20 protein-coding genes and 1 tRNA gene are annotated in these 21,420 nt (G+C 69.3%); 11 read left to right on the forward strand and 10 right to left on the reverse strand.

Features of this window, described 5'->3' with window-relative positions; translation table 11 throughout:
* The first annotated feature begins 45 nt into the window (after window positions 1-45).
* The 3 genes from CDO81_RS14145 to CDO81_RS14155 all read left to right on the forward strand — a co-directional run bounded on the left by CDO81_RS14145 (window position 46) and on the right by CDO81_RS14155 (window position 4,935).
* Entirely contained in the window at window positions 46-1,293 is a 1,248-nt protein-coding gene (locus CDO81_RS14145) for an HD-GYP domain-containing protein (RefSeq protein ID WP_088483863.1), read from the forward strand.
* An 80-nt stretch (window positions 1,294-1,373) separates the two neighbouring features.
* Entirely contained in the window at window positions 1,374-2,942 is a 1,569-nt protein-coding gene (locus CDO81_RS14150; RefSeq protein WP_088483864.1) for an ABC transporter substrate-binding protein, read from the forward strand.
* A gap of 76 nt (window positions 2,943-3,018) precedes the next feature.
* Window positions 3,019-4,935: a hypothetical protein gene (locus tag CDO81_RS14155; protein WP_088483865.1), complete on the forward strand. Its 1,917-nt coding sequence runs from the start codon at window positions 3,019-3,021 to the stop codon at window positions 4,933-4,935.
* 30 nt (window positions 4,936-4,965) lie between these two features.
* Here the strand turns inward: CDO81_RS14155 and CDO81_RS14160 are convergent, their stop codons facing one another.
* From CDO81_RS14160 to CDO81_RS14180, 5 genes are all read right to left on the reverse strand, one after another.
* On the reverse strand, window positions 4,966-6,594 hold the full coding sequence (locus tag CDO81_RS14160) for a serine hydrolase domain-containing protein (protein ID WP_158218281.1): 1,629 nt from the start codon (window positions 6,592-6,594) through the stop codon (window positions 4,966-4,968).
* 42 nt (window positions 6,595-6,636) lie between these two features.
* Window positions 6,637-7,206, reverse strand: a complete 570-nt coding sequence (locus tag CDO81_RS14165; protein WP_088483867.1) for a hypothetical protein — start codon at window positions 7,204-7,206, stop codon at window positions 6,637-6,639.
* Window positions 7,203-7,766, reverse strand: a complete 564-nt coding sequence (locus CDO81_RS14170; protein ID WP_158218282.1) for an RNA polymerase sigma factor — start codon at window positions 7,764-7,766, stop codon at window positions 7,203-7,205. The genes CDO81_RS14165 and CDO81_RS14170 overlap by 4 nt, the downstream gene beginning before the upstream one ends.
* Window positions 7,767-8,040: 274 nt before the next feature.
* Window positions 8,041-8,130: transfer RNA gene (locus CDO81_RS14175), tRNA-Ser, on the reverse strand.
* Window positions 8,131-8,144: 14 nt separating this feature from the next.
* Window positions 8,145-8,969 (reverse strand): symmetrical bis(5'-nucleosyl)-tetraphosphatase, encoded by an 825-nt coding sequence (locus CDO81_RS14180; RefSeq protein ID WP_088483869.1) that lies wholly within the window; start codon window positions 8,967-8,969, stop codon window positions 8,145-8,147.
* Window positions 8,970-9,131: 162 nt separating this feature from the next.
* On the opposite strand from CDO81_RS14180, the gene CDO81_RS14185 reads away from it, so the two are divergent.
* From CDO81_RS14185 to CDO81_RS14195, 3 genes are all read left to right on the forward strand, one after another.
* On the forward strand, window positions 9,132-10,436 hold the full coding sequence (locus CDO81_RS14185) for a hemolysin family protein (RefSeq protein WP_088483870.1): 1,305 nt from the start codon (window positions 9,132-9,134) through the stop codon (window positions 10,434-10,436).
* Window positions 10,433-11,167, forward strand: a complete 735-nt coding sequence (locus CDO81_RS14190) for a SapC family protein (protein ID WP_088483871.1) — start codon at window positions 10,433-10,435, stop codon at window positions 11,165-11,167. Before CDO81_RS14185 ends, CDO81_RS14190 begins: the two co-directional genes overlap by 4 nt.
* Window positions 11,168-11,399: 232 nt before the next feature.
* Window positions 11,400-12,089 (forward strand): N-acyl amino acid synthase FeeM domain-containing protein, encoded by a 690-nt coding sequence (locus tag CDO81_RS14195; protein WP_088483872.1) that lies wholly within the window; start codon window positions 11,400-11,402, stop codon window positions 12,087-12,089.
* On the opposite strand, the gene CDO81_RS14200 is transcribed toward CDO81_RS14195, so the two are convergent.
* A complete protein-coding gene (locus CDO81_RS14200; protein WP_144397249.1) occupies window positions 12,032-12,535 on the reverse strand; it encodes a hypothetical protein in 504 nt (167 codons plus the stop codon). The genes CDO81_RS14195 and CDO81_RS14200 overlap by 58 nt on opposite strands.
* A gap of 75 nt (window positions 12,536-12,610) precedes the next feature.
* Complete coding sequence (locus tag CDO81_RS14205) at window positions 12,611-14,035, reverse strand: phospholipase D-like domain-containing protein (protein WP_088483874.1); 1,425 nt, start codon at window positions 14,033-14,035, stop codon at window positions 12,611-12,613.
* 154 nt (window positions 14,036-14,189) lie between these two features.
* Here CDO81_RS14205 and CDO81_RS14210 point away from each other — a divergent pair, with 154 nt between their 5' ends.
* Complete coding sequence (locus tag CDO81_RS14210; RefSeq protein ID WP_088483875.1) at window positions 14,190-15,656, forward strand: sigma-54-dependent transcriptional regulator; 1,467 nt, start codon at window positions 14,190-14,192, stop codon at window positions 15,654-15,656.
* A 78-nt stretch (window positions 15,657-15,734) separates the two neighbouring features.
* Here the strand turns inward: CDO81_RS14210 and CDO81_RS14215 are convergent, their stop codons facing one another.
* Complete coding sequence (locus CDO81_RS14215) at window positions 15,735-16,589, reverse strand: DUF2334 domain-containing protein (protein WP_088483876.1); 855 nt, start codon at window positions 16,587-16,589, stop codon at window positions 15,735-15,737.
* Window positions 16,562-17,809, reverse strand: coding sequence for a glycosyltransferase (locus tag CDO81_RS14220; RefSeq protein WP_158218283.1), 1,248 nt, complete (start codon window positions 17,807-17,809; stop codon window positions 16,562-16,564). The genes CDO81_RS14215 and CDO81_RS14220 overlap by 28 nt, the downstream gene beginning before the upstream one ends.
* 70 nt (window positions 17,810-17,879) lie before the next feature.
* Between CDO81_RS14220 and CDO81_RS14225 the strand changes: the two genes are divergently transcribed.
* From CDO81_RS14225 to CDO81_RS14235, 4 genes are read left to right on the forward strand one after another with little or no spacing between them, the layout of a single operon-like run.
* Complete coding sequence (locus tag CDO81_RS14225) at window positions 17,880-18,935, forward strand: DNA topoisomerase IB (RefSeq protein ID WP_088483878.1); 1,056 nt, start codon at window positions 17,880-17,882, stop codon at window positions 18,933-18,935.
* Between the two features lie 55 nt (window positions 18,936-18,990).
* Window positions 18,991-19,128, forward strand: coding sequence for a hypothetical protein (locus CDO81_RS28100; RefSeq protein WP_158218284.1), 138 nt, complete (start codon window positions 18,991-18,993; stop codon window positions 19,126-19,128).
* Window positions 19,129-19,154: 26 nt separating this feature from the next.
* Window positions 19,155-20,264 (forward strand): zinc-binding metallopeptidase family protein, encoded by a 1,110-nt coding sequence (locus CDO81_RS14230; protein WP_241517004.1) that lies wholly within the window; start codon window positions 19,155-19,157, stop codon window positions 20,262-20,264.
* Window positions 20,265-20,317: 53 nt separating this feature from the next.
* Window positions 20,318-20,839, forward strand: coding sequence for a GNAT family protein (locus CDO81_RS14235; RefSeq protein ID WP_088483880.1), 522 nt, complete (start codon window positions 20,318-20,320; stop codon window positions 20,837-20,839).
* A 100-nt stretch (window positions 20,840-20,939) separates the two neighbouring features.
* Here the strand turns inward: CDO81_RS14235 and CDO81_RS14240 are convergent, their stop codons facing one another.
* Window positions 20,940-21,395: a PA2169 family four-helix-bundle protein gene (locus CDO81_RS14240; RefSeq protein ID WP_088483881.1), complete on the reverse strand. Its 456-nt coding sequence runs from the start codon at window positions 21,393-21,395 to the stop codon at window positions 20,940-20,942.
* Between the last annotated feature and the right edge of the window lie 25 nt (window positions 21,396-21,420).

Consider the following 21,420-nt stretch of genomic DNA (forward strand, 5'->3'; position numbering starts at 1 on the left):
CGCCGGCCTGAGGACCCCGCGGTCATACTTCACCGCTACCTCGCCATGCTCAAGAAGATTCCTGTTTCCGATGTGATGCTTGGGATGTACCTCCAGTCTTTGGAGGGTTCCTGGCTGTCCCACCCCTTCTGGAAGACGAAGTTCGTCCTGGCCGACCCGGCGGACGTCGCTGCGCTCAAGAGCAGTGGCGTACCCGCGGTGTGGATCGATGTGAGCAAGGGCTGCGATGTGCCCGAGGCCGAGCCGCCCGCCGCTCCCGAGCCTGCGGCTGCGCCCGAGCCGCCTCGGGTCGAGGTCGTGGCGCCGCCCCCGCCCCCGCCCGCCCCGCGGCCGCCGGAGCCGCGTGCGAACTTCGAGGATGAAGTCGGCCGCGCGGCTGAGGTGCTGCACCGCTCCAAGCAGGCCGTCACGGCGCTGTTCAACGAAGCGCGCCTGGGCAAGGCCATCGACCCCGAGAGCTGCCTGCCCATCGTGGAAGAAGTGGCGAGCTCGCTGGCCCGCAACCCGTCGGCCTTCGTGAGCCTCGCACGGCTCAAGACCAAGGACGACTACACCTACATGCACTCCGTCGCGGTCTGCGGCCTGATGGTGGCCCTGGCCCGCCACATGGGCCTGCCCGACGACCAGGCGCGGGAGGCCGGCCTGGCAGGCCTGCTGCACGACGTGGGCAAGATGCAGATGCCGCTGGAGGTGCTGAACAAGCCCGGCTCGCTGACCGATGCCGAGTTCGCCGTCATGCGCAGCCACCCTGAGCGCGGCTGGGAGATGCTCAAGGATGGCGCCAAGGTGCCGCCCACGGCGCTCGACGTCTGCCTGCACCACCACGAGAAGATCGACGGCACCGGCTATCCGCACAAGCTGGCCGGCGAGCAGATCAGCCTGATGGCCCGCATGGGAGCGGTGTGCGACGTCTACGACGCCATCACCTCCACCCGCCCCTACAAGGCGGCCTGGGACCCGGCCGGTTCGCTGCAGCGCATGGCGCAGTGGAAGGGGCAGTTCGATCCCATCGTGTTCCAGGCGTTCGTGAAGAGCGTGGGTATCTACCCGGTGGGCACGCTGGTGAAGCTGCAGTCCGGGCGCCTGGCGGTGGTGGTGGACCAGAACCCCACGTCGCTCGTCACGCCGCGGGTCAAGGTGTTCTATTCCACCAAGTCCAACATGCCCATCCCGGTGCAGCTGGTGGACCTGGCCGCGCCGCTGACCAACGACCGCATCGCTGGCCGTGAGCCGCCCGAGAACTGGAACTTCAGCCATCTCGAGGAGCTCTGGAACCCCAGCGCGCGCCGCTGACGTCGCGCGCCCTGGGGTGGCGCTGGAGGGCTATTGCCCAGCCTCCTAAACTGCCGAGCCTTGCAGTCTGGAGCGCAGTGATGAAACGATGGTTGGGATGGGCCTTGCTGGCCGCGGCATGTGGCGTGTCGGCGCAGACCTTGCGCTGGACCAGCCAGGGCGACCCCCAGACCATGGACCCCGACTCGCAGAACGAGAGCCTGACCAACATGGTCAACGGCCAGATCTACGAGCGCCTCACCAGCCGTGACGCCAAGCTGGCCATCGTGCCGGGGCTGGCGGCGTCGTGGACGCAGACCGGGCCGCTGACCTGGCGCTTCAAGCTGCGCCCCGGCGTGAAGTTCCACGATGGCACGCCGCTGACGGCGGATGACGTCGTCTTCTCGGTGCAGCGCGCCAAGGAGCCCACCTCGCAGATCGCGGTCTGGGCCAATGCCGTGGGCACGCCGAAGAAGGTGGACGACCTGACGGTCGACTTCCAGCTCAGCACCTTCAACCCGATCTTCCTGCAGCACATCGACCAGCTCTGGATCATGAGCCGCAAGTGGTGCGAGACGCACAAGGTCACGCGCCCGCTGGACTTCAAGAACAAGGAAGAGGCCTACACCGCGCTGAACGCCAACGGCACCGGGCCCTACATGCTGGCCTCGCGCCAACCGGGCATCAAGACGGTGCTCAAGCGCAACCCGAACTGGTGGAACAAGTTCGAGGGCAATGTGCAGGAGGTCGTCTACATGCCCATCGCCACCGACGCCACGCGCCTGGCGGCCCTGGTGTCGGGCGAGGTCGACTTCGTGCTCGACCCCGCGCCCCGCGACGTGGCCCGCCTGCGCAATACCGCCGGCGTGAAGGTCATCGAGGGGCCGGAGAACCGGCTGGTGTTCATCGGCATGGATCAGTCGCGCGACAAGCTGCTCTACGGCAAGGTGCCGGGCGACCGCAACCCGTTCAAGGATGTGCGCGTGCGCCGGGCGCTCTACCAGGCCATCGACATCGAGGCCATCCGGGCCAAGTTGATGAATGGCCTGTCGGTGCCTACCGGCGCGCTCACGCCTTCGGCCAATGCGTCCTTCGACGACCCGGCGCTGCAAACCCGCCTGCCGCATGACCTGGCCGCCGCCCGCAAGCTGATGCAGGAGGCCGGCTTCGCTGACGGTTTCGAGGTGACGCTGGACTGCCCCAACAACCGCTACATCAACGACGAGGAGATCTGCACCGCGCTGGCCTCGATGTGGGCGCAGCTGAAGGTGAAGGTCAAGGTCAACGCCATGCCGCGGGTGCTGTACTTCCCCAAGCTGGAGAAGTACGACACCAGCCTGTATCTGTACGGCTGGGGCGGTTCGGTGACCGATGCCGAGAGCATCCTGACGCCGCTGTACCGGAGCCGCGGCGACAAGGGCGTGGGCAACTACAACTTCGGTGGTTTTCGCAACGACAAGGCCGATGCGCTGGCGGCCCAGTCCAGCGTCGAGCCCGACCCGAAGAAGCGCGAGCAGCTGGTGCGCGGCGCCTTGGCGGAGCTGCGCGAGCAGGTCAACATCATCCCGCTGCACCGCCAGGTGGTGCCCTGGGGCGCGCGCGCCAGCGTGATAGCCGTGCACCGCCCAGACAACTGGCTGGAGCTGGCCTGGGTCAAGATCAACCCCTGAATCCCGCCCCTTTCCCGCCCACCGCGCCCGCAAGCGGCGCGGCACACTGGCCCGAGCACCGTTCCATGCCCGCGCCATGCTGTACCGCTTCGCCGCCCTTGCCCTGACCCTGCTGCTCGCCTCCTGTGGAGGCGGCGGAGGTGGCGGCTCGGGCTCGTCCGGCTCGTCCACGCCACCCACCTTGCGCGGTGTGGCGGCCACCGGCGCACCGCTGGTGAATGCGGCGGTCAGCGTGGTGGACGGGCAGGGCAAGTCGGTCGGCACCGCCACCACGCACCCGGCAGACGGCAGCTACAGCCTCACCCTCAGCAGCACCAACCCCGCGGCGCCCCTGTTCATCCAGGTGCGCGGCATGGACGCCACGGGCGCGATGCAGGTGCTGCATTCCACGGTGCCGACGGTGTCGTCCGCGATGGTGGCCCATGTCACGCCGCTGACGAACGCGATCGTGGCGCTGGCCCTGGGCACGGAGCCGGCACCCGTCTTCGCGGCGGCGTCCAGCAGCGGCAGTCAGCTCACGCAGCTGGCAAGCGCTGCACCTGCGGCCGGCACCTTCCTGAAGACCCTGGTCAAGACCCAGGTCAGCGACCTGAAGTTCAGCGATGCGACCGCGTTGGACCTGCTGGCTGATGCGACCTTCGCTGCCAACAAGGGCGCGCATGACCTGCTGATCGAAAGCGTCCGCGTGGACCTGGCCCGCTCCAGCCGCAACGTGCCGCTGCTGCAGATCGGCAACAAGTTCCTGGCGGCTCCCACGGCCGAGGTCGTGGTCGAGCTGCCCACCGCGCAGACGGAGCTGCTCAAGAGCGGCGGCACCCCGGCCACGGCCATCACCTCAACGCTCAAGGCGGTCACCAGTGCCACCACGCTGCTGGGCAATCTGCCTGGCCTGGACGACCTGGGCGCGGCTCTGAACCAGCTGATCGCCCAGGGCACCAGCGTCAGTGCCATCCTGGCGCACCCGCTGGTGACGGGCTACGACAAGCACAACAGCCGCACCAAGACCGACCTGGTCGACATCCTGGCCACCTACACCGCCGCCAACCGCCAGTTCGGCCGCTTCCAGCTCGTGGGTTGCGCCGACGACGCGCCCGCCACCGGCAACTGCACCAAGGTACTGGTCAGCGCGCTCATCAGCGACTCGACCGGCGCGGTCGTGGACGTGTTTGCCGACGCGGTCAGCTACAACAAGGCGGCCACCACCTCCAACAAGTGGAACCTGATCGGCAACGGCAAGAAGCTGGCCTACGGCGTCTTCCCGCTGGCCTTCCGCGCGCTCAATGCCGATGGTACGGCCAGCACGGCCGTGTCGCCCAACCCGGGCATCGGGCTGCAGGTCGAGATCCAGGCGCAAACGCCCAACCCCATCCCCACGCTGCCGGCAGACCAACTGCTCAGCGCGGCCACGGTGCAGTTGCCCGGCGGCTTCAGCATTCCCTTCGGCTACTGCAGCCGCCCGCTGCTGTGCGTGTCCGGCACGCCGGGCGCCACCAGCCTGGTGCCGACCGGTGGCGTGGGCGACCTGGCCATCCAGCGTGCGGCCGTGGGCTGGATCGGCACCGCCGACAGTGTGCGCGCGGCCAAGTTCGTGGCCAGCTACACGATTGCCGGCACTGCCGAGACCCGCACCGCCTACCTGCGCGCTGACGTGCTGGGCGACCCTGCCACCTCGCGCTTCCCGACGCTGGACGGCATCACCACGTCCGCGCCGCTGTTCGCCGCCAACCTGCAAAGCGGCACCCTCAGCATCAGCTGGACCACCTGGGCCGCCGCCAACCCGGATTTGCGCATCATCGAGATCAAGCGCGTTTTCACGCCCACGGCCGGCGGTTCGCCCACCGTGCTGGACACCACCGTGCCCTTGCCCAGCAAAACGGCCGTCACCCTCAGCACCAGCTACACGCCGGTCGATGCCGTCACCTCGGAGCTGTGGCTGCAAGCCGTGGACTCGCAGGGGCGGCGCTTTCATACGCGCTACACCGGCAAGGTCTGACCCCGCGAATTCGGCCTCGTCGCGCGTCGATCAGCGGCGCGCCCCGCGCAGCACCTGCCCGCCTTGGGTGAGCACCGCGGCGACCACCTCACCCGCGGCATTGCGCTCGAAGGTCACGACAGCGCCGACCTGGGTGATTTCCAGACGGTCCGTGCCTGCCGCGGTTGCGGTGATCGCCGGCTGCCCGGTGCCCTGTACCTTCCATTGCCCGCCCTGCTCGAACACCCGCAGGCTGAACTGCGGTGTCAGTGCGTAGTAGCCGGTCCAGGCCTTGGCATCAGCGGGCGGGGCCGACGCCACCGTGGAGGCCGTGCCCACCCGCGTGGCCTCCACCACGCCACCGCCCTGGTGCCAGGTGAAGCCGGCAACGGCCGCATCGGTGCTCGCGGGCAGCGGCGTCAGCCGCGCATTCAGGCCCAGGGGGTAGAAGTCGCCTGTCGAGTCGTACCGGAGCTCGAACGCCTGCTGGCCCTGTGCCTGCAGCATCAGCCGCCCCTCAGCCGTCTGCCACAGCCGCACACGCATCGGGCCCAGGCGGTAGTCACCGGCCAGCGCCTGGCGCAAGGCTGCCGGCGCCTCCTCCGTGCGCCGTGGAGGCTGCACGGGAACGTCGAGGCCGAGCAGGGACAGTCCAAGGTCACCGAGGCCGCCCAGATCGGTCAGTGCGGTGTCGGCCAGCAACACGACGGCCTGGTGCCGCTGGGGATCCAGCGCGATCAGTGAGGAGAAGCCGCCCGTGCCGCCCTCGTGCAGCAGCAGGGCGCGTCCCTGCAGCTCACGGTGCATCCAGTTCATCGCGAAGCCCTGGGCCAGCGGCTGCTGGGTGAGGCGCAGTCGGGCGACGACATCCGCCGGGCCGTCACCGAGGCCGGCGCGGGCGTAGGCCACCATGTCGCCCAGGCTGGCCCGCACCATGCCCACGCCGGCCAGGCGGGGCGTGATCGTCCATGCCGGCGTCGGCGAGCCGCCGGGCAGGTGACCCTGGGCCTGCGGTCGACGGGCGTCGGGGCCCAGGGTGGCAGTCATGCCCAGCGGCTCGAAGAGGCGGCGCTGCCAGGCGGCTGCGAGATCGCCGCCGTGGCTGTTGGCCACCGCCAGCGAAACCAGCATCATGCCGAAGTTGGAGTACTCCGCGCGGCTGCCGATGGGGCGGGTCAGCTTCACGTCGGCCAGGGCCTTGAGCAGTTCGGCTTCCGTCAGGTCGGCGTACGGGTTGGCGGCGTTCGTGGCGCGCATGCCCGGCGGCAGCGCGGGCAGGCCTGCGGTATGGGTCAGCAGGTCGCGCACCAGGATCTGCCGGTCGCCCTGGCGTGGCAGCACCGTGCCCGCGGGCAGGTGGCGGGCGATCGGGTCGTCGAGCGACCAGCGGCCTTGCTCGATCAGGTCTGCCACGAGATAGGCCGTCATCGTCTTGGTGACCGAGCCGATCTCGAAGGCGGCATTCTCGCCGGGCGGGCCGTCGCTGCGTGTGCCGGCGCAGGCCTGGGCGCGCAGCACCTTGTCGCGGTCGATGACGGCCGCTGCCACGCAGGCGCCGGTGCGGTCACCCTCGAACCGCGCCGCCAGGCGCCGGGACAGATCAGTGGCGTCCGCCGGCAGGGCAGCATGGCTGAACGAAGCGGGCAGGGTGCCCGCCGCGGCCAGGGTGAGTGCGGTCAATCGCTGCTTCATCATCGGGGGCTTTCGGTGGGTGAGGCTTGATCAGCGGGCGTCACGGTCGAGTTGGTCCAGGCGCTTTTGCAGGCGGCGAGCCGCGAGCCAGTTCACCAGGGCCACGGCGCCGAAGATGAGGGCGATCGCGAGATTGGCGGCCCAGCCGCGGGCGAAGGGGCCACCCGGGGCGAGGTCGACCTCCACACCCCAGCGGAACAGCACGGTGCCCGGCAGCAAAGGCGCCACGTACCAGAGCCAGGCGCTGCGCAGCGCGTCGCGCTGGCGGGCCAGCTGGGCACGTTGGTGCTGCATCCAGCCCTGCTCGCCCGCCGCTCCTGGCAGCGCCTGGTTGGAAGCCCGCCGGTGCAGCTGCCAGGCGATGAACACGGTGGCCAAGATGATGAGGGCGCTGCCGGCACGCATCAGCGGCGACGGGAAGACCGTGATGTAGAAGCCGAACACGGCGATCACCAGCACGCAGGCGGCGTACTCCATGGCATTGCGCCGGGCCACGCGCCGGTGCGTGCGCTGGACTTCCTGCTTGACGGTGTCGAGGGTGAGGGGGGCGAGGGTCATGTCTTGCTCCTGCCAGAGTTGCTTCAGGTCGTGGTCATTCATGGCTGGGCCTCCGGGCCGTTCATCTGTGCGGCCAGCAGCTTCTTGATGCGATGCACCTTGGTCGCGACATTGCGGGCCGAGAGCCCGGTGATGTCGCCAATGCCGGCGGCGTCCAGGTCTTCCAGGTAAAGCAGCATCACTTCGCGATCGAGCGGCTGCAGGCGGTGGATGAGGCCGAAGAGCCGGGCGAGGTCGATGCGCCGCTCCGTCGATTCGATGCCGGTGTCGTCGCCGGGCAGTGACTCGATCTCTTCGAGCGTCAGGTACTGGCGGTCCGCCTTCCTCAGGCTGCGCTGGATGTGCGTGGCGCCCACGTTGTGCGCCACCCTGTAGACCCAGGTGCGCACCGAGCATTGACCGCGAAAGCTCGCGAAGCTCTGCCACAGGGCGACGTGCACTTCCTGCAGCAGTTCCTGGCGCTTCGCGGCATCGCGCTCATAGCCCGCCACGAAACGGGCCAGGTCGCGCCCGTGCCATTGCACGGCCTGCTGGTAAGCCTCGTCCTGGCTGGCATCACTCATCCGCAACGCTGGCGGCTCGGCGGCAAGGGGATTCGTCATCGGCATGGCAAGGTAGTCATGCGCTGGCGGGGTTTCTTACAAGCGTCTCAATCGAGGGCTTGCCCCGGCGAGTGCATCGTGATGCGCTGGGTGTGCATCCGCTGGCTAAGCGCAGTGTCCATCGCACAGGGGCCTGGCCGTGCAGCAAGCGCAACAGCCTCCGGGCGGAGGCTGTCGTGTTCGAAATTTGCAGCGGCTGAATGAACTGGAAATCGGTCCCTGGTGCCCGGCGATGGTTCCCGTCGCACACGACGTGGCCGCGTCCCTGGAGATCTGGCGGAGGCTGTGAGATTCGAACTCACGGGCCGTTTGACCGGCCGACGGTTTTCAAGACCGTTGGGTTAAACCACTCCCCCAAGCCTCCGGAAGGCGCGCATTCTACGGGCCCGGCTTCTGTGCCTGTTCGCAATCGACCTGGATGATCTCGCGGCGCGAGCCGTCGACCCGCGCGGCGGTCAGGCGGCCGCCCCAGACGCAGCCGGTGTCCAGGCCGAGCAGGTCGGCTCGGTCGAGCAGGCCGAGGGTGGACCAGTGGCCGAAGGCGATGGGAGTGCCCTGGCTGGCGCGGCCGGGCACGTCGAACCAGGGCATGAAGCCGTCGGGCGCGGCGCCAGCGCCGTCCTTGGTCTTGAAGTCCAGCGTCCCGTCGGCGCTGCAAAAGCGCAGCCGCGTCAGGGCGTTGACCGTGAACCGCAGGCGGTCAGTGCCGGTCAGGGTCGGGCTCCAGCGAGCCGGCTCGTTGCCGTACATGGCATGCAGGAAGTCGGGCAGGTCGGGGCTGCGCAGCACCGCTTCGACCTCGGCGGCCAGGGTCAGGGTGTCGGCGCGCGTCCAGGCGGGCGGGACGCCGGCATGCACCATCAGCCAGCCGGCGTCGAAGACGGCCATGCGTTGCTGGCGCAGCCAGTCGATGAGGGCGGCGCGGTCGGGGGCGCTGAGGATGTCGTCCACCGTGTCGCCCTTGTGGGGGCGGCGCACGCCGTGGGCGGTGGCCAGCAGATGCAGGTCGTGGTTGCCGAGAAGGCAGGTCGCCGCGTTGCCCAGGCTGATGAGCCGGCGCAGGGTGGCCAGCGAGGCCGGCCCGCGGTTGACGAGATCGCCCAGCAGCCAGAGCCGGTCGCGCGACGGCGAGAAGTCGATGCGCTGCAGCAGGCGGTCCAGCGCGTCGCAGCAGCCTTGGAGGTCGCCGATCAGGTAGTTCATGGCGCGGCATTGTCCGGGTGGTGGCACGCCGCTCCGGCAACCCGACCGCCCGGCCCCCAAGCAAGGGAACGCACGATGGGCGGTGTCACGGGCTTCTGATAGTCTCCCGGGCTTCGTTTTTGATCGCGCGCCACCTCGGGTTAACCCGCATCGGCGCCTTCGATGGATACCGCACTCGTTCTCTTCCTGATCCTTCTCAACGGACTTTTCGCCATGTCGGAAATGGCGCTGACGGCCAGCCGCAAGGCGAGATTGCAGGTGATGGTGGAGAGTGGCGAGGGCGGGGCGCAGGCTGCGATGGACCTGCACGACAACCCCACCAAGTTCCTGTCCACGGTGCAGATCGGCATCACGGGCATCGGCGTGCTCAACGGCATCGTGGGTGACGCGGCCTTCTCAGGCCCGCTGTCGCAGTGGCTGACCGAGACCTTCCACTTGAACCCGCATGCCACCGAGATCGCCGCGACTGCGCTGGTGGTGGTCATCATCACGCTGCTGACCATCGTGTTCGGCGAGCTGGTGCCCAAGCGCATTGGCCAGATCTACCCCGAGACGGTGGCCCGCCTGGTGGCGCCGACGATGAATTTCATCTCGATGGCGGCCCGGCCGCTGGTGCGGCTGCTCAGCGTCACGACCGAGGCCACGCTGCGCGTGATGGGCCTGCACAACAAGGGCCAGCGCGGCGTGACCGAAGAAGAGATCGCGGCCAGCCTGGAAGAGGGCCTGGATGCCGGCGTCATCGAGGAGCACGAGCACCAGATGGTGCGCAATGTGTTCCGGCTGGATGAGCGCCAGATCGGCTCCATGATGATCCCGCGTGCCGAGATTGCGTGGCTGGACGTGGAGTCCACCCCCGCCGAGGTGCTGGCGGTGCTGCGTGAGCATGGCTTCAACCGCTACCCGGTCTGCCGCGGCGGCCTCAACGAGGTGCTGGGCGTGGCGAATGCCCCGGCCTTGCTGGCCAGCATGCTGGAGGGCCAGCCGCTGGACCTGACGGCAGGCCTGGAGCCCCCGCTGTTCGTGCCCGAGACGCTGTCGGGCATGGAACTGCTGGAACATTTCCGCGTGTCGGATGCGCCGCTGGTCTTCGTCGTCGATGAGTACGGCGAGGTGCAGGGCGTGATCTCGGTGCGCGACGTGCTGGAAGCCATCGCCGGGGAGTTCAACGCCCCGAGTGATGGTGACGCCTGGGCGGTGCAACGCGAGGACGGGAGCTGGCTGCTGGACGGCTTGATCCCGGTGCCCGAACTGAAGGACCGCCTGGAGCTGAAGGAACTGCCCGAAGAAGATCGTGGGCGCTACAACACCCTGGCCGGCATGATCATGCTGCTGCTGGGGCGCTTGCCGCGCACGGCCGATGTCGTGGAGTGGGACGCGTGGAGATTCGAGGTCGTGGACCTTGACGGCAAGCGTGTGGACAAAGTGCTGGTCAGTCGCCTGGCCGAACCTGGAGAGAAAGAATCATGAGCAAACCCCCGATGTACGGCGAACTGCTGCCGCTGGACCGCGAAGTCCACAAGAACCTCAAGCTGGACACCAGCCAATCCGTGGTGGGCCGCGTCGCTGATCAGAACTCGGTCTTCCTGGCCGCGGTCGAGTTTGCCGACGCCTGCAAGGAGTACCCCATCGTCTTCGTGCGCGCCGGCAACGCCGGCCCCGAAGGCAAGGCCGCGGTGGCACCGCTGGCCGTGCTGGGCCTGCGCGCGGGTTCCAACCTGTTCGTCGACGGCGACCAGTGGAAGGGCAACTACGTGCCCGCCTACGTGCGCCGCTTCCCGTTCGTGATGGCGCGCCTGGAAGAGAACACCAACAACATGGCGGTGTGCTTCGACACCACGTGGCCTGCCTTCAACGAGACCACGGGTGAAGCCCTGTTCAAGGACGGCGAGCCGACCGAGTTCGTCATGAACGCCAAGGCCTTCCTGGAGAACTTCGAGCAGGAAGCCGAGCGCACCCGCCTGATCTGCGACCTGCTGGTCGAGCTGAACCTGCTGCAGGACATGCGCTTTGAAGCCACGCTGCCCAACGGCGAGAAGTTCGACGTGGAAGGCTTCCTGGCCCTGGACGAGAAGGCCTACGCCGAATTGCCCGACGCCAAGGTGCTGGAGTTGCACCGCAACGGACTCATCGCGCTGATCGAGATGCATCGCCTCTCGCTGGGCAACATGAACCGTCTGGTCGGCAAGTACGCGGCCTGACCGGCTGCTGCCGCCCTCGCACGCTGTGAGAAGGCCACGCCCTGCGTGGCCTTCGTTTCGTGCGGGCAAGCACAAGACGAGACTTTTGCACGCGGCTGTCCCTGCAAAGAGCGACGCAACAACCCGCGAAACGGTCCGATGACTGTGTATCGGTCTGTAAGCGGCACGCTTTGACAGGTTTGTATCTCTAGACTCGGGCCCGCGATGCATCGGGCATCAGGAATGCAGTGCAATGATCTCCACCTTCTTTGAAGAAAGCCGGCGCAAGCCGCTGAACCCCGACGGCGGCCCGCCGTTGGAGCTGGACAGCGACTTTGGCTCGCTGGACGGTGACGCCTACGACCTGGTCGAGCGTCGCTACGGAGACCGTGGCCTGGCGGTCAGCAAGGAAAAGTTCAGTAGCCGCAATGAAGCCGGTGACATCATCTGCACGGCGCGCAATGGCGAGCAGATCGTGGGCACGTTGTCGGTGCGCTTTGACGGCAAGTCCGGCCTGCATGCCGATGCGCTGTTCGAGGCAGAGCTGGCCGAGTGGCGCGCCGTCGGCGTCAAGCTCTGCGAGTTCGGCAGTCTGGCGGTCGACCGCCACTCCCACAATGCCAAGCGGGTGCTGGCCCAGATCTTCCACCTGGGCTATCTGCATGCGCACCGCAAGGCGGGCTGCGAGCGCCTCGTCATCGAGGTCAACCCGCGCCACGTGGCCTTTTATCGGCGCTATCTCGGCCTGCTGCCGTTCACGACCGCGCGCCACAACCCGCGGGTGAATGCCCCCGCGGTGCTGATGAGCATTGATTTCGCCACGGTGCGTGACCAGATCGCCCTCTGGGGCGGGCGCCCCGAGGTGCTGACCCAGGCGCGCTGCCTCTACCCGTTGGCCTGGGATGCCGCGACCGAAGCGGCGATGTTGGCCAAGCTCCCCTGAGTGAACAGCCGCGCCGGTGCGGTGCGGCCCGGCTCACCGTCAGCCAGCGTGGCGGCCACATAAGGCGCGGTGGCGAATTCCTGCTGCAGACGCTGCAGCAAATCTTCTCGGTCGGGCATCGGTGCGCCGCAGGAGATGCGGGCGGCGATGGCGCGGTCCAGTGCGCCTTCCAGCCCGTTGCATTGCACCGAGAACGAGGTGTGGTGGGGTTGGCCCAGCCGGTCGGTCCAGGTGGCGACCACGCGCAGCACGGGCCCCACGGTGCGCAGCACCCATTCGAAGCGGATGCCCGCGGTGCGCGTGCGACTGCGACGCATCAGGCGGCCCATCGTGCTGCCGCCGGGGCGACGCGGGCGCTCCAGGCGCAACTCGTTCAGGAAGCGTTCGGCAGCCGCCGCGTTGGCAGCGCCGGCCATGGCCTCGGTGTCCATGGTTTCAATCGTCATGGTCAGACTCCAGTGGTGCGTATGAACCCATGGCTCTGGGGCAAGCCGCGTTCCCGCCTGGGCTGCGGCGGCGCTTCAAAGTAGGGGTTCGACCAGCCGCGCGAAGCCCTGCAACAGGCGCTGGCCCAGGCTGCGGCGGGCCCATTGGTCGGCATCGATGCGCTGGCTGACCGTCAAGTCCTGGGCGAAGAGGGCCTGCATCTGCTGGCCGAAGTCGTCGCCGAGGACGATGACGTCGAGCTCGTGATTGCCGACGATGCTGCGCCAGTCGAGGTTGCTGGAGCCCACGCTGGCATACACCCCGTCCACGACGGCCGTCTTGGCATGCATGACCGACTGCGTCATCTCGTGGATCTGCACACCGGCTTCCAGCAGCTGCGTGTACCGGGCGCGTGCCGCATGCAGCACCATGGACACATCGCTGCGCCCTGGCAGCACCAGGGCCACCGCCACGCCGCGCCGGGCGGCGTCGCACAGGCTGCGGATCAACTCGTCGCCGGGTGCGAAATAGGCCATCGTCAGCTGCACGCTGCGCTGCGAGGCCTCGATGGCATGCAGCAGCGCGGTGTAGCTGGGGTTCACGCCCTGGTCGGGGTTGCCTGCCACCAGCTTCACCACCCGTTGCCCCGGCAGCGCGACCCGCGGCGCCGGATCGGCAGGCAGCTCCCCTCGGCAGCCCTGGCTCGCCCACGACTGCCGGAACACCGCGGACAGCGCGGTCACGACCGGACCGTGGAGCTCGATCTGCGTGTCGCGCCAGCCCTGGCGGTCAGCGTCGGCGGGCGGCTTCTTGCGGCGTGCGCTGCCGAAGGAGCCCTCCGCGTAGACGTTGCTCAGGTTGATGCCGCCGGTGAAGGCCACGTCGCTGTCCACCGCCAGCATCTTGCGGTGATTGCGCTGCAGCACGCCCCAGTGCCCCGGGCGCTCCAGCGGGTTGAGCGGGTTGAAGGCGCAGACCGCGATGCCGCCCTGGCGCAGGCGCTCGAAAAAGGCGCTGTCGGTGCCGACCGAGCCGAGGCTGTCATACATCAGGGCCACGCTCACACCTTCGGCGGCCTTGCGCAGCAGCAGCTCACCCACCTCGGCAGCCACGCCCTCGTCCTCGACGATATAGAACTCCACCAGCACCCGCTGTCGCGCGGCGGCGATGGCGGTCTTCATGGCAGCGAAGGTGGCGGGGCCGTCCACCAGGAGCCTGGCGGTGTTGCCGCGCAGCAGCTGCGCCTCGCCCGCCGCCGCCAGCACGCCCAGATGACGCTCGAACAACGCCGCATTGCCCTCCGCGCGCACGCGAGCCAGGTCGCGCGCCTGCACAGCCTCGGGCACCGGGCCGGTGCGCCCCTGCAGGGTCACGCGCTCCGCGGCCTGCTGGGGCGGCAGCGGTTTCAGCGTGCGGTCCGGTCCTGGCAGGCTCACGCACGACGCCGTGCCGGCCACCAGCAGCAGCAAGGCCAGCAACCAGGCGCAGGCGGGGAGGGCGGTGAGGCGCGTCGGGGTCATATGGAGCCCCGCGTGGGCAATCGACGTGCCCGGTGCCTCCCCTTGATGAAGGTGTTACCGACGACCGGAAAATTTTCCCGCCTCGGTTGAATCTGTTCACAATGGACGCCCCGATGCCCCGGCATCCCACTCTGGCCCGAAGGCAATCACACGCATGCCCCATGCATTGGTGGTGGATGACGACCATGACTCCGCAGCCTCGCTGCGAGAGTTGATCGCAGGCGAGCAGTTCACCGTGGCGGTGGCGCACAACCTGCGCGATGCGCGCCGCCAGATCGCGCTGCAACAGCCCGACATCCTCTTGCTCGACCTGCGCCTGCCCGACGGCAACGGCATGGACCTGCTGGCGGACCCCAAGCTGGTGGCCAATTCCGAGGTGGTGCTGTGCACGGGTCACGCCAACCTGGAGACCTCCATCCAGGCGCTGCGCCTGGGTGCGGCCGATTACCTCGTCAAGCCCGTCAACCTGACGCAGCTGCAGGGCGTGCTGTCGCGCATCATGAAGCCCGCGGCACTGCAGGCGGAGGTGCAGGGCCTCACCGCCAATCTCGATGAGACCGGGCATTTCGGCCATCTCTGGGGGCGAAGCCCGCCGATGAAGCGCATCTACGAGCAGATCTCGCGCGTGGCCGGCACCAGCGTGTCGGTCTTCATCACCGGCGAGTCGGGCACCGGCAAGGAGGTGGTGGCGCAGACGGTCCACGACCTGAGCCGCCGCCGCAAACGGCCCTTCCTGGCGGTCAACTGCGGCGCCATCAGCCCCAACCTGATCGAGAGCGAAATCTTCGGCCACGAGAAGGGCAGCTTCACCGGCGCCGAGCGTCAGCACCAGGGCTTCTTCGAGCGCGCCAGCGGCGGCACGCTTTTCCTGGACGAGATCACCGAGATGCCGCTGGAGCTGCAGGTCAAGCTGCTGCGGGTGCTCGAGACCGGCCGCTTCATGCGGGTAGGCAGCACCACGGCCATCGAGACCGATGTGCGCATCGTGGCCGCCACCAACCGCCTGCCCTACCAGGCGGTGTCGTCGGGCAAGCTGCGTGAAGACCTGCTGTACCGGCTCAACATCTTTCCGATCGCCCTGCCGCCGCTGCGCGATCGGGTGGCCGACATTCCGCTGCTGGCCAACCATTTCCTGGCGGCCATCTGCGAGCAGGAGGGCGCCGTGCGCCACTTCACGCCGGAGGCCATGGCCAGCCTCGTCACCTACCCCTGGCCAGGCAATGTGCGTGAGCTGCGCAATGTGGTCCAGCGGGCGTTCGTGATGGCCCAGGGCGAGGCCATCGACGAGACCTGGCTGCCGGGCGGCCACGAGGCTGCCGCGGCTTCGGCCTGGGGCGGCCTGGGTGGGCCGGAGTTGCCGGCAGCGCCCGCGCCCGCGCCGGCCCGGCTCGCCGAGCCGGTGCAAGACAGTGATGCGCCTTCCATCACCCTGCCCATCGGCACCAGCGTGGCGCAAGCCGAACGGGCGCTGATGCTGGCCACGCTGCGCCACTACAACCACCACAAGGAGCGCACCGCGGCCGTGCTGGGGATCAGCCTGAAGACGCTTTACAACCGGCTCAAGGAATATGCCGCCGAAGGCGCGGCGCCGCCCGAGCACGGTACGGCCGCGCAAGACTGACCTGTTGTCTGCCAAACCGGGCGCGAGGCTTGCCACGGCAGGGCTTCACTGCCACTCCGGAGGACGACCATGGCTCCTTCAGGTCTGGTGGACGAAGCCGCCGACGTCCTGGCCGTGCCGGCGCGCCAGTTCGGCGGCCTCTCCCAGGCGCAGCGGGGTGCGGTGACGCAGGGCCTGCTGCAGCAGGCCCTCCCAGCACCGGCGTACGGCCGGGTGGTCGGCGTCGTGGGGGTGGAGCTCCAGCCGCTGCAGCGGCAGCACGCCGACGCGCCAGGCAAGCAGCCGGTTCCAGGCCACCGACAGCACGCGGCGCCAGACGCTGCGCGTGCTGAACACGAAGCTCGGCGCGTGGAGGCTGCGGCCCTGGGGCAGGGCGATGACGCGGTTCAAGGTGCAGGTATGCCGGAACCCCGCTTCACAAGCGGCGCCCAGGCTGCCGGGGCCCATCAGCCAGGCCGGTGCCACGAAGCCCCGCATCGGCAGCCGGTGCGCCCGCGCCCAGTGGCGTGCGGCCTGCATGCGTTGCAGGGCCTGGCTGGGCGGCAGGGCGGCGAACTCGCCCTCACCCGCGGTGTAGTGACGGCGCAGCAGCCAGGCCCCCACGCGCCGGGGCGGCGGCCCATCGTCCCGGTGGGTGAGGCCGTGCAGCACCAGCTCATGCCCTTGCACGGCCATCTGTCTCAGCCACTGCAGGTAGTCGGGCGGCAGAGCCGGGTCGCCATGCAGATGCGGCACCACCAGCAGCGTGACCGGCAGCCGGACCCCGGCATCGATGGCGCAGGCCTCGGCTGCGGCCAGCACGCGCCGGCATGCCGCCCAGTGTGAGGGGCACACGTCGTGCAGCACGACGCAGACGGCGCCCGTCGCCCGGGCTTCGGCGGCGACCCCGGCGGGCGGCCCGGCCTTCAACGCTGACGGGCCAGCTGTGACCATGGGCGGCTTGCCGGGGGTGCGAAAGGCGAGGCGGCCGGTGCCACCGCGCTCGGGCGCCCGATCAGCGAGGCGTAACGCTGTGTCATCTGCATGAGCACGCGTGGCCAGTCCAGCGCCTGGGCGCGCGCGAGTGCGGTCCGTCGCTGCGCGGAGTTGGGCGTCTCCAGGCAGGCCTCGATGGCATCCGCCCAATGCCCGATGCGCGGCGCGTCCACCACCACGCCCGCATCTCGTGCCAGCTCCGCCAGGCCCGCGCAGCCGGCCACCACCACCGGCGTGCCGCAGGCCATGGCCTCCAGCACGCCCAGGCCGAACGTCTCCTGGTCGCCGGCATGCACGTAGGCGTCACTGCTCGCCACCAGTCGCGCGAGCCGTGCCCCATCGTGCTCGGGCGGCAGGCACAGCACCTGGGGGCCCACCGGGGGCGCCGGCCCGTTGCCCACCGCCACCAGGCGATGCCGGGGGCCGAGCAGATGGACGGCATCCGCCAGCAACTGCAGGTTCTTCTCCGGGGCGAATCGACCGGTGTAGACCAGCAGGCGAACGTCACGTGGCAGCCCGTGCGCGGCGCAGAAGCGAGCACGCCAGGTGTCGTCCCGCGCGCAGGGGGTGAAGACCGAACAATCCACCCCCAGGGGTTGCACGCTCACGCGCGGCACACCCCAACCGCGAAGCCGCGTTGCGAGCCCGCGGCTGGGCGCCAGCACGACATCGAAATGGCGGTAAAGATTGACGAGATAGCGCCGGGCCCACCGCTCGGCGGTAGCACCGCGCCGATGGGCAGTGCCCTCGGGGCCGCCGATCAACCGTGCCATCAACTGCGGCAGATCGCTGTGGCAAAAGGCCACGGCAGGCACCTGCAGCTGCTGCGCGGCCGCGACCGATGCCCAGCCCAGGGTGTAGGGGTCGGCCGACTCGATGATGTCGGGCGCGACGAAGGTCATCTGCCGCACGGCCCGCCCACGGCTCAGCACCGCCCGGTAGCCGCCCGTGCCCGGCAGCAGCCAGCCGCCGCAATCCAGGATGCCCGGGCCCTGGGCGCCGGGCGCGACGATGGTGTGGCGCCAGCCCAGGGTGCGCAGGCGCGCATGGCGGCTGGTCAGCACCCGGCGTACGCCGCCCGTGGCGCCCCAGAACATCGAGACATCGAGCAGATGCGGGCTGGCCGCCACGCCGTCGTTGTGCACCGGCTGCTCGGGCGATGGGTGGGGCTTTTGCATCTGCACACACTGGCAATCGGCGTGCCTGCAGTCGTGCGGTTCGCTGGCCCGGTGGTTGCTTGGCCTGCGCATGCCCCAAGCCCTCAGCCCTCAAGCGCAGGCTCGCCATGCCGGCCTGCGGTGGATCGACGACCGCCAGCCCGGCCTGCAGCGCGAGGCGGGAAGGGGTGGGTTTCGCTACCGTGATGCGGACGGACGACTTGTGCGCGATGCCGACACGCTCGAGCGCATCCGCCGGCTCGCGATTCCGCCCGCCTGGCAGGGCGTGTGGATCAGCCCTGACCCGGACGGCCATCTGCAGGCCACCGGCCGTGACGCCCGTGGCCGCAAGCAGTACCGCTATCACCCGGACTGGATGGCGGGGCGGGGGCAGACCAAGTTCGACGGCCTGCGCTGCTTCGGCACCGTGCTGCCGCGGCTGCGCCGGCGTGTGCAGCGGGTGTTGGCCGGGCCGGCCGTGCCGACGCGTGAGCGCGTGCTCGCCACCCTCGTGTGGCTGTTGGACACCACCTGGCTGCGCATCGGCAACAGCGCCTATGCGCGGGAGAACGGCTCCTTCGGACTGTCCACACTGCGCAACCGCCATGCGGACGTGAAGGGGCCTGCGATCGAGCTGTCGTTCGTGGGCAAGAGCGGTGTGCGCCATCAGGTGCGCGTGACGGACCGCCGGGTGGCTCGCATCGTGCGCCGTTGCCGCGAACTGCCGGGTCAGGAACTGTTCCGCTACCTCGACGAAACCGGCGAAAGCCGCGCCGTGGGCTCGGCGGATGTGAATGCCTGGCTCCTGGCGGCGGCCGGCCAGCGCGTGACGGCCAAGGACTTCCGCACCTGGCACGGCAGCGTGCTGGCGCTGCAGCTGACGCTACAAGCCTGCGCCGACGGTGCGGCGCCCTGCCGCCCGCAGCAGGTGCTGCAACAGGTGGCGCGACGATTGGGCAACACACCCGCGGTTTGCCGCAAGGCTTACATCCATCCGCAGGTGCTGGGGTTGGGCGAGGCCCTGGGCGACGAGACGTCTCGTGCGGCGCTGCGCAGTCGCGCCTGGGCACAGCCACCAGACCGCCAGCCGGGGCTGACGGTCCCCGAGCGCCAACTGCTGGCGTTGCTGCGCCGACGTGGCGGCTGACGAGCGGGCACCGGGTTTGCTTGTGCGGATGCTTCTGCCCTTGCCAGGAGTGTGCGTGCGCATCGACGACGTCTGCGAGACCTGCCCGCCCGAGAAGAAATGGGCGGGCGCCCGTGCCTGCCTGATGGTGCCCGACCGGGTCAGCTTGCCGAGCCGCGACAGCCCTGGCCACTTTATGCTGCTGGCGCCGTGATGCCGTTTGCGCCCACTCCTCCTGCCGTGCCGTCCTTTCAGACGCCGCTCACGCCGCGCGCCTACAGCTGCGCCTGCGGCCGGCCGGTGTTCTTCCGCAACAGCGAATGCCTGGCCTGCCGCCGCGCCCTGGGTTACGACGCCCATCGCGGCGCGCTGCTGGCCCTGGACCCGGTGCGTGGCGGGGGCTGGCGCCAGGCGGGCGTGCCACCGCGGCGTGCGGCCCGCTATGTGCGCTGTGCCAACCTGACGTCGGCAGCCGGTTGCAACTGGCTGCTCCCTGCCGCCGAGAGCCAGGCCGGCCACAGCTTGTGCCTGTGCTGCCGGCTGACGCGCACCGTGCCCGACCTGAGCCAGCCAGAGGCGGCGACGTGGTGGTGCCGCATCGAACTGGCCAAGCGGCGGCTGGTGTCTTCCCTCGTCGGCCTGAAGCTGCCCGTCGTGCCCAAGACGGCCGACACCGACGAGGGCCTGTGCTTCGACCTGCTGATGCCAGCGGCTGACGGCACGCCCGTCATCACCGGGCATGCCAACGGCGTCATCACCCTCGATGCCTCGGAGGCCGACGATGCTCGGCGCGAGCAGCGCCGGGGCGAACTGGGCGAGCCCTACCGCACCTTGCTCGGCCACCTGCGCCACGAGACCGGGCACTACTACTGGCAGCGGCTCGTGGAGCACACGGCGTGGCTGGAACCTTGCCGCGCGCTCTTCGGCGACGAGCGCGAGGACTACGCCGCCGCGCTGCAACGCCACTATGCGCAGGGCGCGCCGGCGGATTGGTGGCAGCGCTTCGTCAGCGCCTATGCCAGTGCGCATCCGTGGGAAGACTGGGCCGAGACCTGGGCGCACTATCTGCATCTGGTCGATACCCTGGACACGGCGCGCAGCTTCGGCCTGGACGGGGAGCGGGTCGAGCTGAGCTACGAGCGCTTCTCCGAGGCGCTGCTGCACGACAGCGGTGACCCCGACGCGGGCGGCTTCCTGCACCTCATCAACAGCTGGATGGAGCTGACCGGCGTGCTCAATGAGCTGTCGCGCAGCATGGGCGTGCATGACTTCTATCCCTTCGTGCTGTCCGGGTTGGCGGTGCGCAAGCTGCATCTGGTGCATCGCATCGTTCACTCGACGGACGCTTGAGTCAGCGCAGGCATGCCGTTTGCCCGCGGTGGGCTTTCACGGAGATTGCCCCCATGAGTCAACTCGATGCTTCCCCGGCGCCCGCGGAGACCCCGCGCAGCTTTGGCGTCTTCAAGCCAGTCGGCCACGTCGTCATTTCATTCCCGCAGGAGAGCCAGGCCGACCGTGCGGCCGACGCCCTGGCCGGGCTCGGCCTCGCGCCGGGTGCGGTACGGCATTACAGTGATCGGGAGATGCTGCACCAGATCGATCAGGACATGGCCCATGCCAGTCCCCTCGCCTCGGTCGGCCAGGAGATGAATCTCGTGCGCGCCCACCGCGTGCTGGCCGAGAAGGGCTATCACTGGTTGCTGGTCTATGCAGCGGACGACGAGCAGGCGGCCCGCATCGCCGCGGTGGCTCGCAATTGCGGGGCGGAGCGGGCCCAGCATTACGGCCGTTTCATCATCGAGGAGTTGATCGAGCGGCCCGGCGGCCTGGCGCAAGTGGCCGAGTCACCCGACCGGGGCCTGGACGCGCAGACGCCGTCGGGCCTGGAGGGCGAAGCGGGCGAGTTGCGCAAGGCTGAGGGCTGAGGCCGCAACTGAGGTCGAGGGCGACGCAGAAGAAGTTCACCAAGACGCAGGAGCCCGCGACCGCCGCTGAGGTGGCAGTCGCGGGCCGAGGGCCTGGAGATCAGACCGTTGCGGCGCGGGCCTGGTCGCGCAGGGCGCGCACCTGTTGGTGGTTGCGCTTCACACCCTCGTACTGGCGCTCCACGACGAGGCGGACGTCCGCGGGCAGGGGCTCGTCCAACGCCTTGCGGTAGCTCTCCAGCGCGCGGTCTTCGCCGCGCTCGGTCTCTTCCAGGATGGCCTTGTCGGTGTAGCCGGCCAGGGTGCCCTTCACGGCGACCCAGCCGCGGTGCATGGCGCCGGCAGCGGTGCCGCTGTCCTCGGCCTTGCCACCCAGGCGTACCACCATCGTCTGCAGCTCGGCGGCGGCCATGCGGCATTCTTCGGCGCGCCGCTCGAAGCTCTGGCGCAGGGACGGGTCGGTCACGTATTCGGCCGAGGCGCGAAAGCCGTATTCGCCGTCCTTGGAGGTCTCGATGAGGTCGTTCAGGGTGTCGATGATGTCGTCATTGCTCATGAGGGAATCCTTTCGAAGGGGTCGA

The organism is Roseateles puraquae (assembly GCF_002205845.1).
GTDB classification, from domain to species: Bacteria; Pseudomonadota; Gammaproteobacteria; order Burkholderiales; family Burkholderiaceae_C; genus Pelomonas; species Pelomonas puraquae.

Excerpts from the sequence above, each read along its gene's own strand:
- CDO81_RS14145 (WP_088483863.1), top strand. The coding sequence starts at position 46 with ATGCTCAAGAAGATTCCTGTTTCCGATGTGATGCTTGGGATGTACCTC.
- CDO81_RS14150 (WP_088483864.1), top strand. The coding sequence starts at position 1,374 with ATGAAACGATGGTTGGGATGGGCCTTGCTGGCCGCGGCATGTGGCGTG.
- CDO81_RS14155 (WP_088483865.1), top strand. The coding sequence starts at position 3,019 with ATGCTGTACCGCTTCGCCGCCCTTGCCCTGACCCTGCTGCTCGCCTCC.
- CDO81_RS14165 (WP_088483867.1), bottom strand. The coding sequence starts at position 7,206 with ATGAATGACCACGACCTGAAGCAACTCTGGCAGGAGCAAGACATGACC.
- CDO81_RS14170 (WP_158218282.1), bottom strand. The coding sequence starts at position 7,766 with ATGACGAATCCCCTTGCCGCCGAGCCGCCAGCGTTGCGGATGAGTGAT.
- CDO81_RS14180 (WP_088483869.1), bottom strand. The coding sequence starts at position 8,969 with ATGAACTACCTGATCGGCGACCTCCAAGGCTGCTGCGACGCGCTGGAC.
- CDO81_RS14185 (WP_088483870.1), top strand. The coding sequence starts at position 9,132 with ATGGATACCGCACTCGTTCTCTTCCTGATCCTTCTCAACGGACTTTTC.
- CDO81_RS14190 (WP_088483871.1), top strand. The coding sequence starts at position 10,433 with ATGAGCAAACCCCCGATGTACGGCGAACTGCTGCCGCTGGACCGCGAA.
- CDO81_RS14195 (WP_088483872.1), top strand. The coding sequence starts at position 11,400 with ATGATCTCCACCTTCTTTGAAGAAAGCCGGCGCAAGCCGCTGAACCCC.
- CDO81_RS14200 (WP_144397249.1), bottom strand. The coding sequence starts at position 12,535 with ATGACGATTGAAACCATGGACACCGAGGCCATGGCCGGCGCTGCCAAC.
- CDO81_RS14205 (WP_088483874.1), bottom strand. The coding sequence starts at position 14,035 with ATGACCCCGACGCGCCTCACCGCCCTCCCCGCCTGCGCCTGGTTGCTG.
- CDO81_RS14210 (WP_088483875.1), top strand. The coding sequence starts at position 14,190 with ATGCCCCATGCATTGGTGGTGGATGACGACCATGACTCCGCAGCCTCG.
- CDO81_RS14215 (WP_088483876.1), bottom strand. The coding sequence starts at position 16,589 with ATGGTCACAGCTGGCCCGTCAGCGTTGAAGGCCGGGCCGCCCGCCGGG.
- CDO81_RS14220 (WP_158218283.1), bottom strand. The coding sequence starts at position 17,809 with ATGCAAAAGCCCCACCCATCGCCCGAGCAGCCGGTGCACAACGACGGC.
- CDO81_RS14225 (WP_088483878.1), top strand. The coding sequence starts at position 17,880 with ATGCCCCAAGCCCTCAGCCCTCAAGCGCAGGCTCGCCATGCCGGCCTG.
- CDO81_RS14235 (WP_088483880.1), top strand. The coding sequence starts at position 20,318 with ATGAGTCAACTCGATGCTTCCCCGGCGCCCGCGGAGACCCCGCGCAGC.
- CDO81_RS14240 (WP_088483881.1), bottom strand. The coding sequence starts at position 21,395 with ATGAGCAATGACGACATCATCGACACCCTGAACGACCTCATCGAGACC.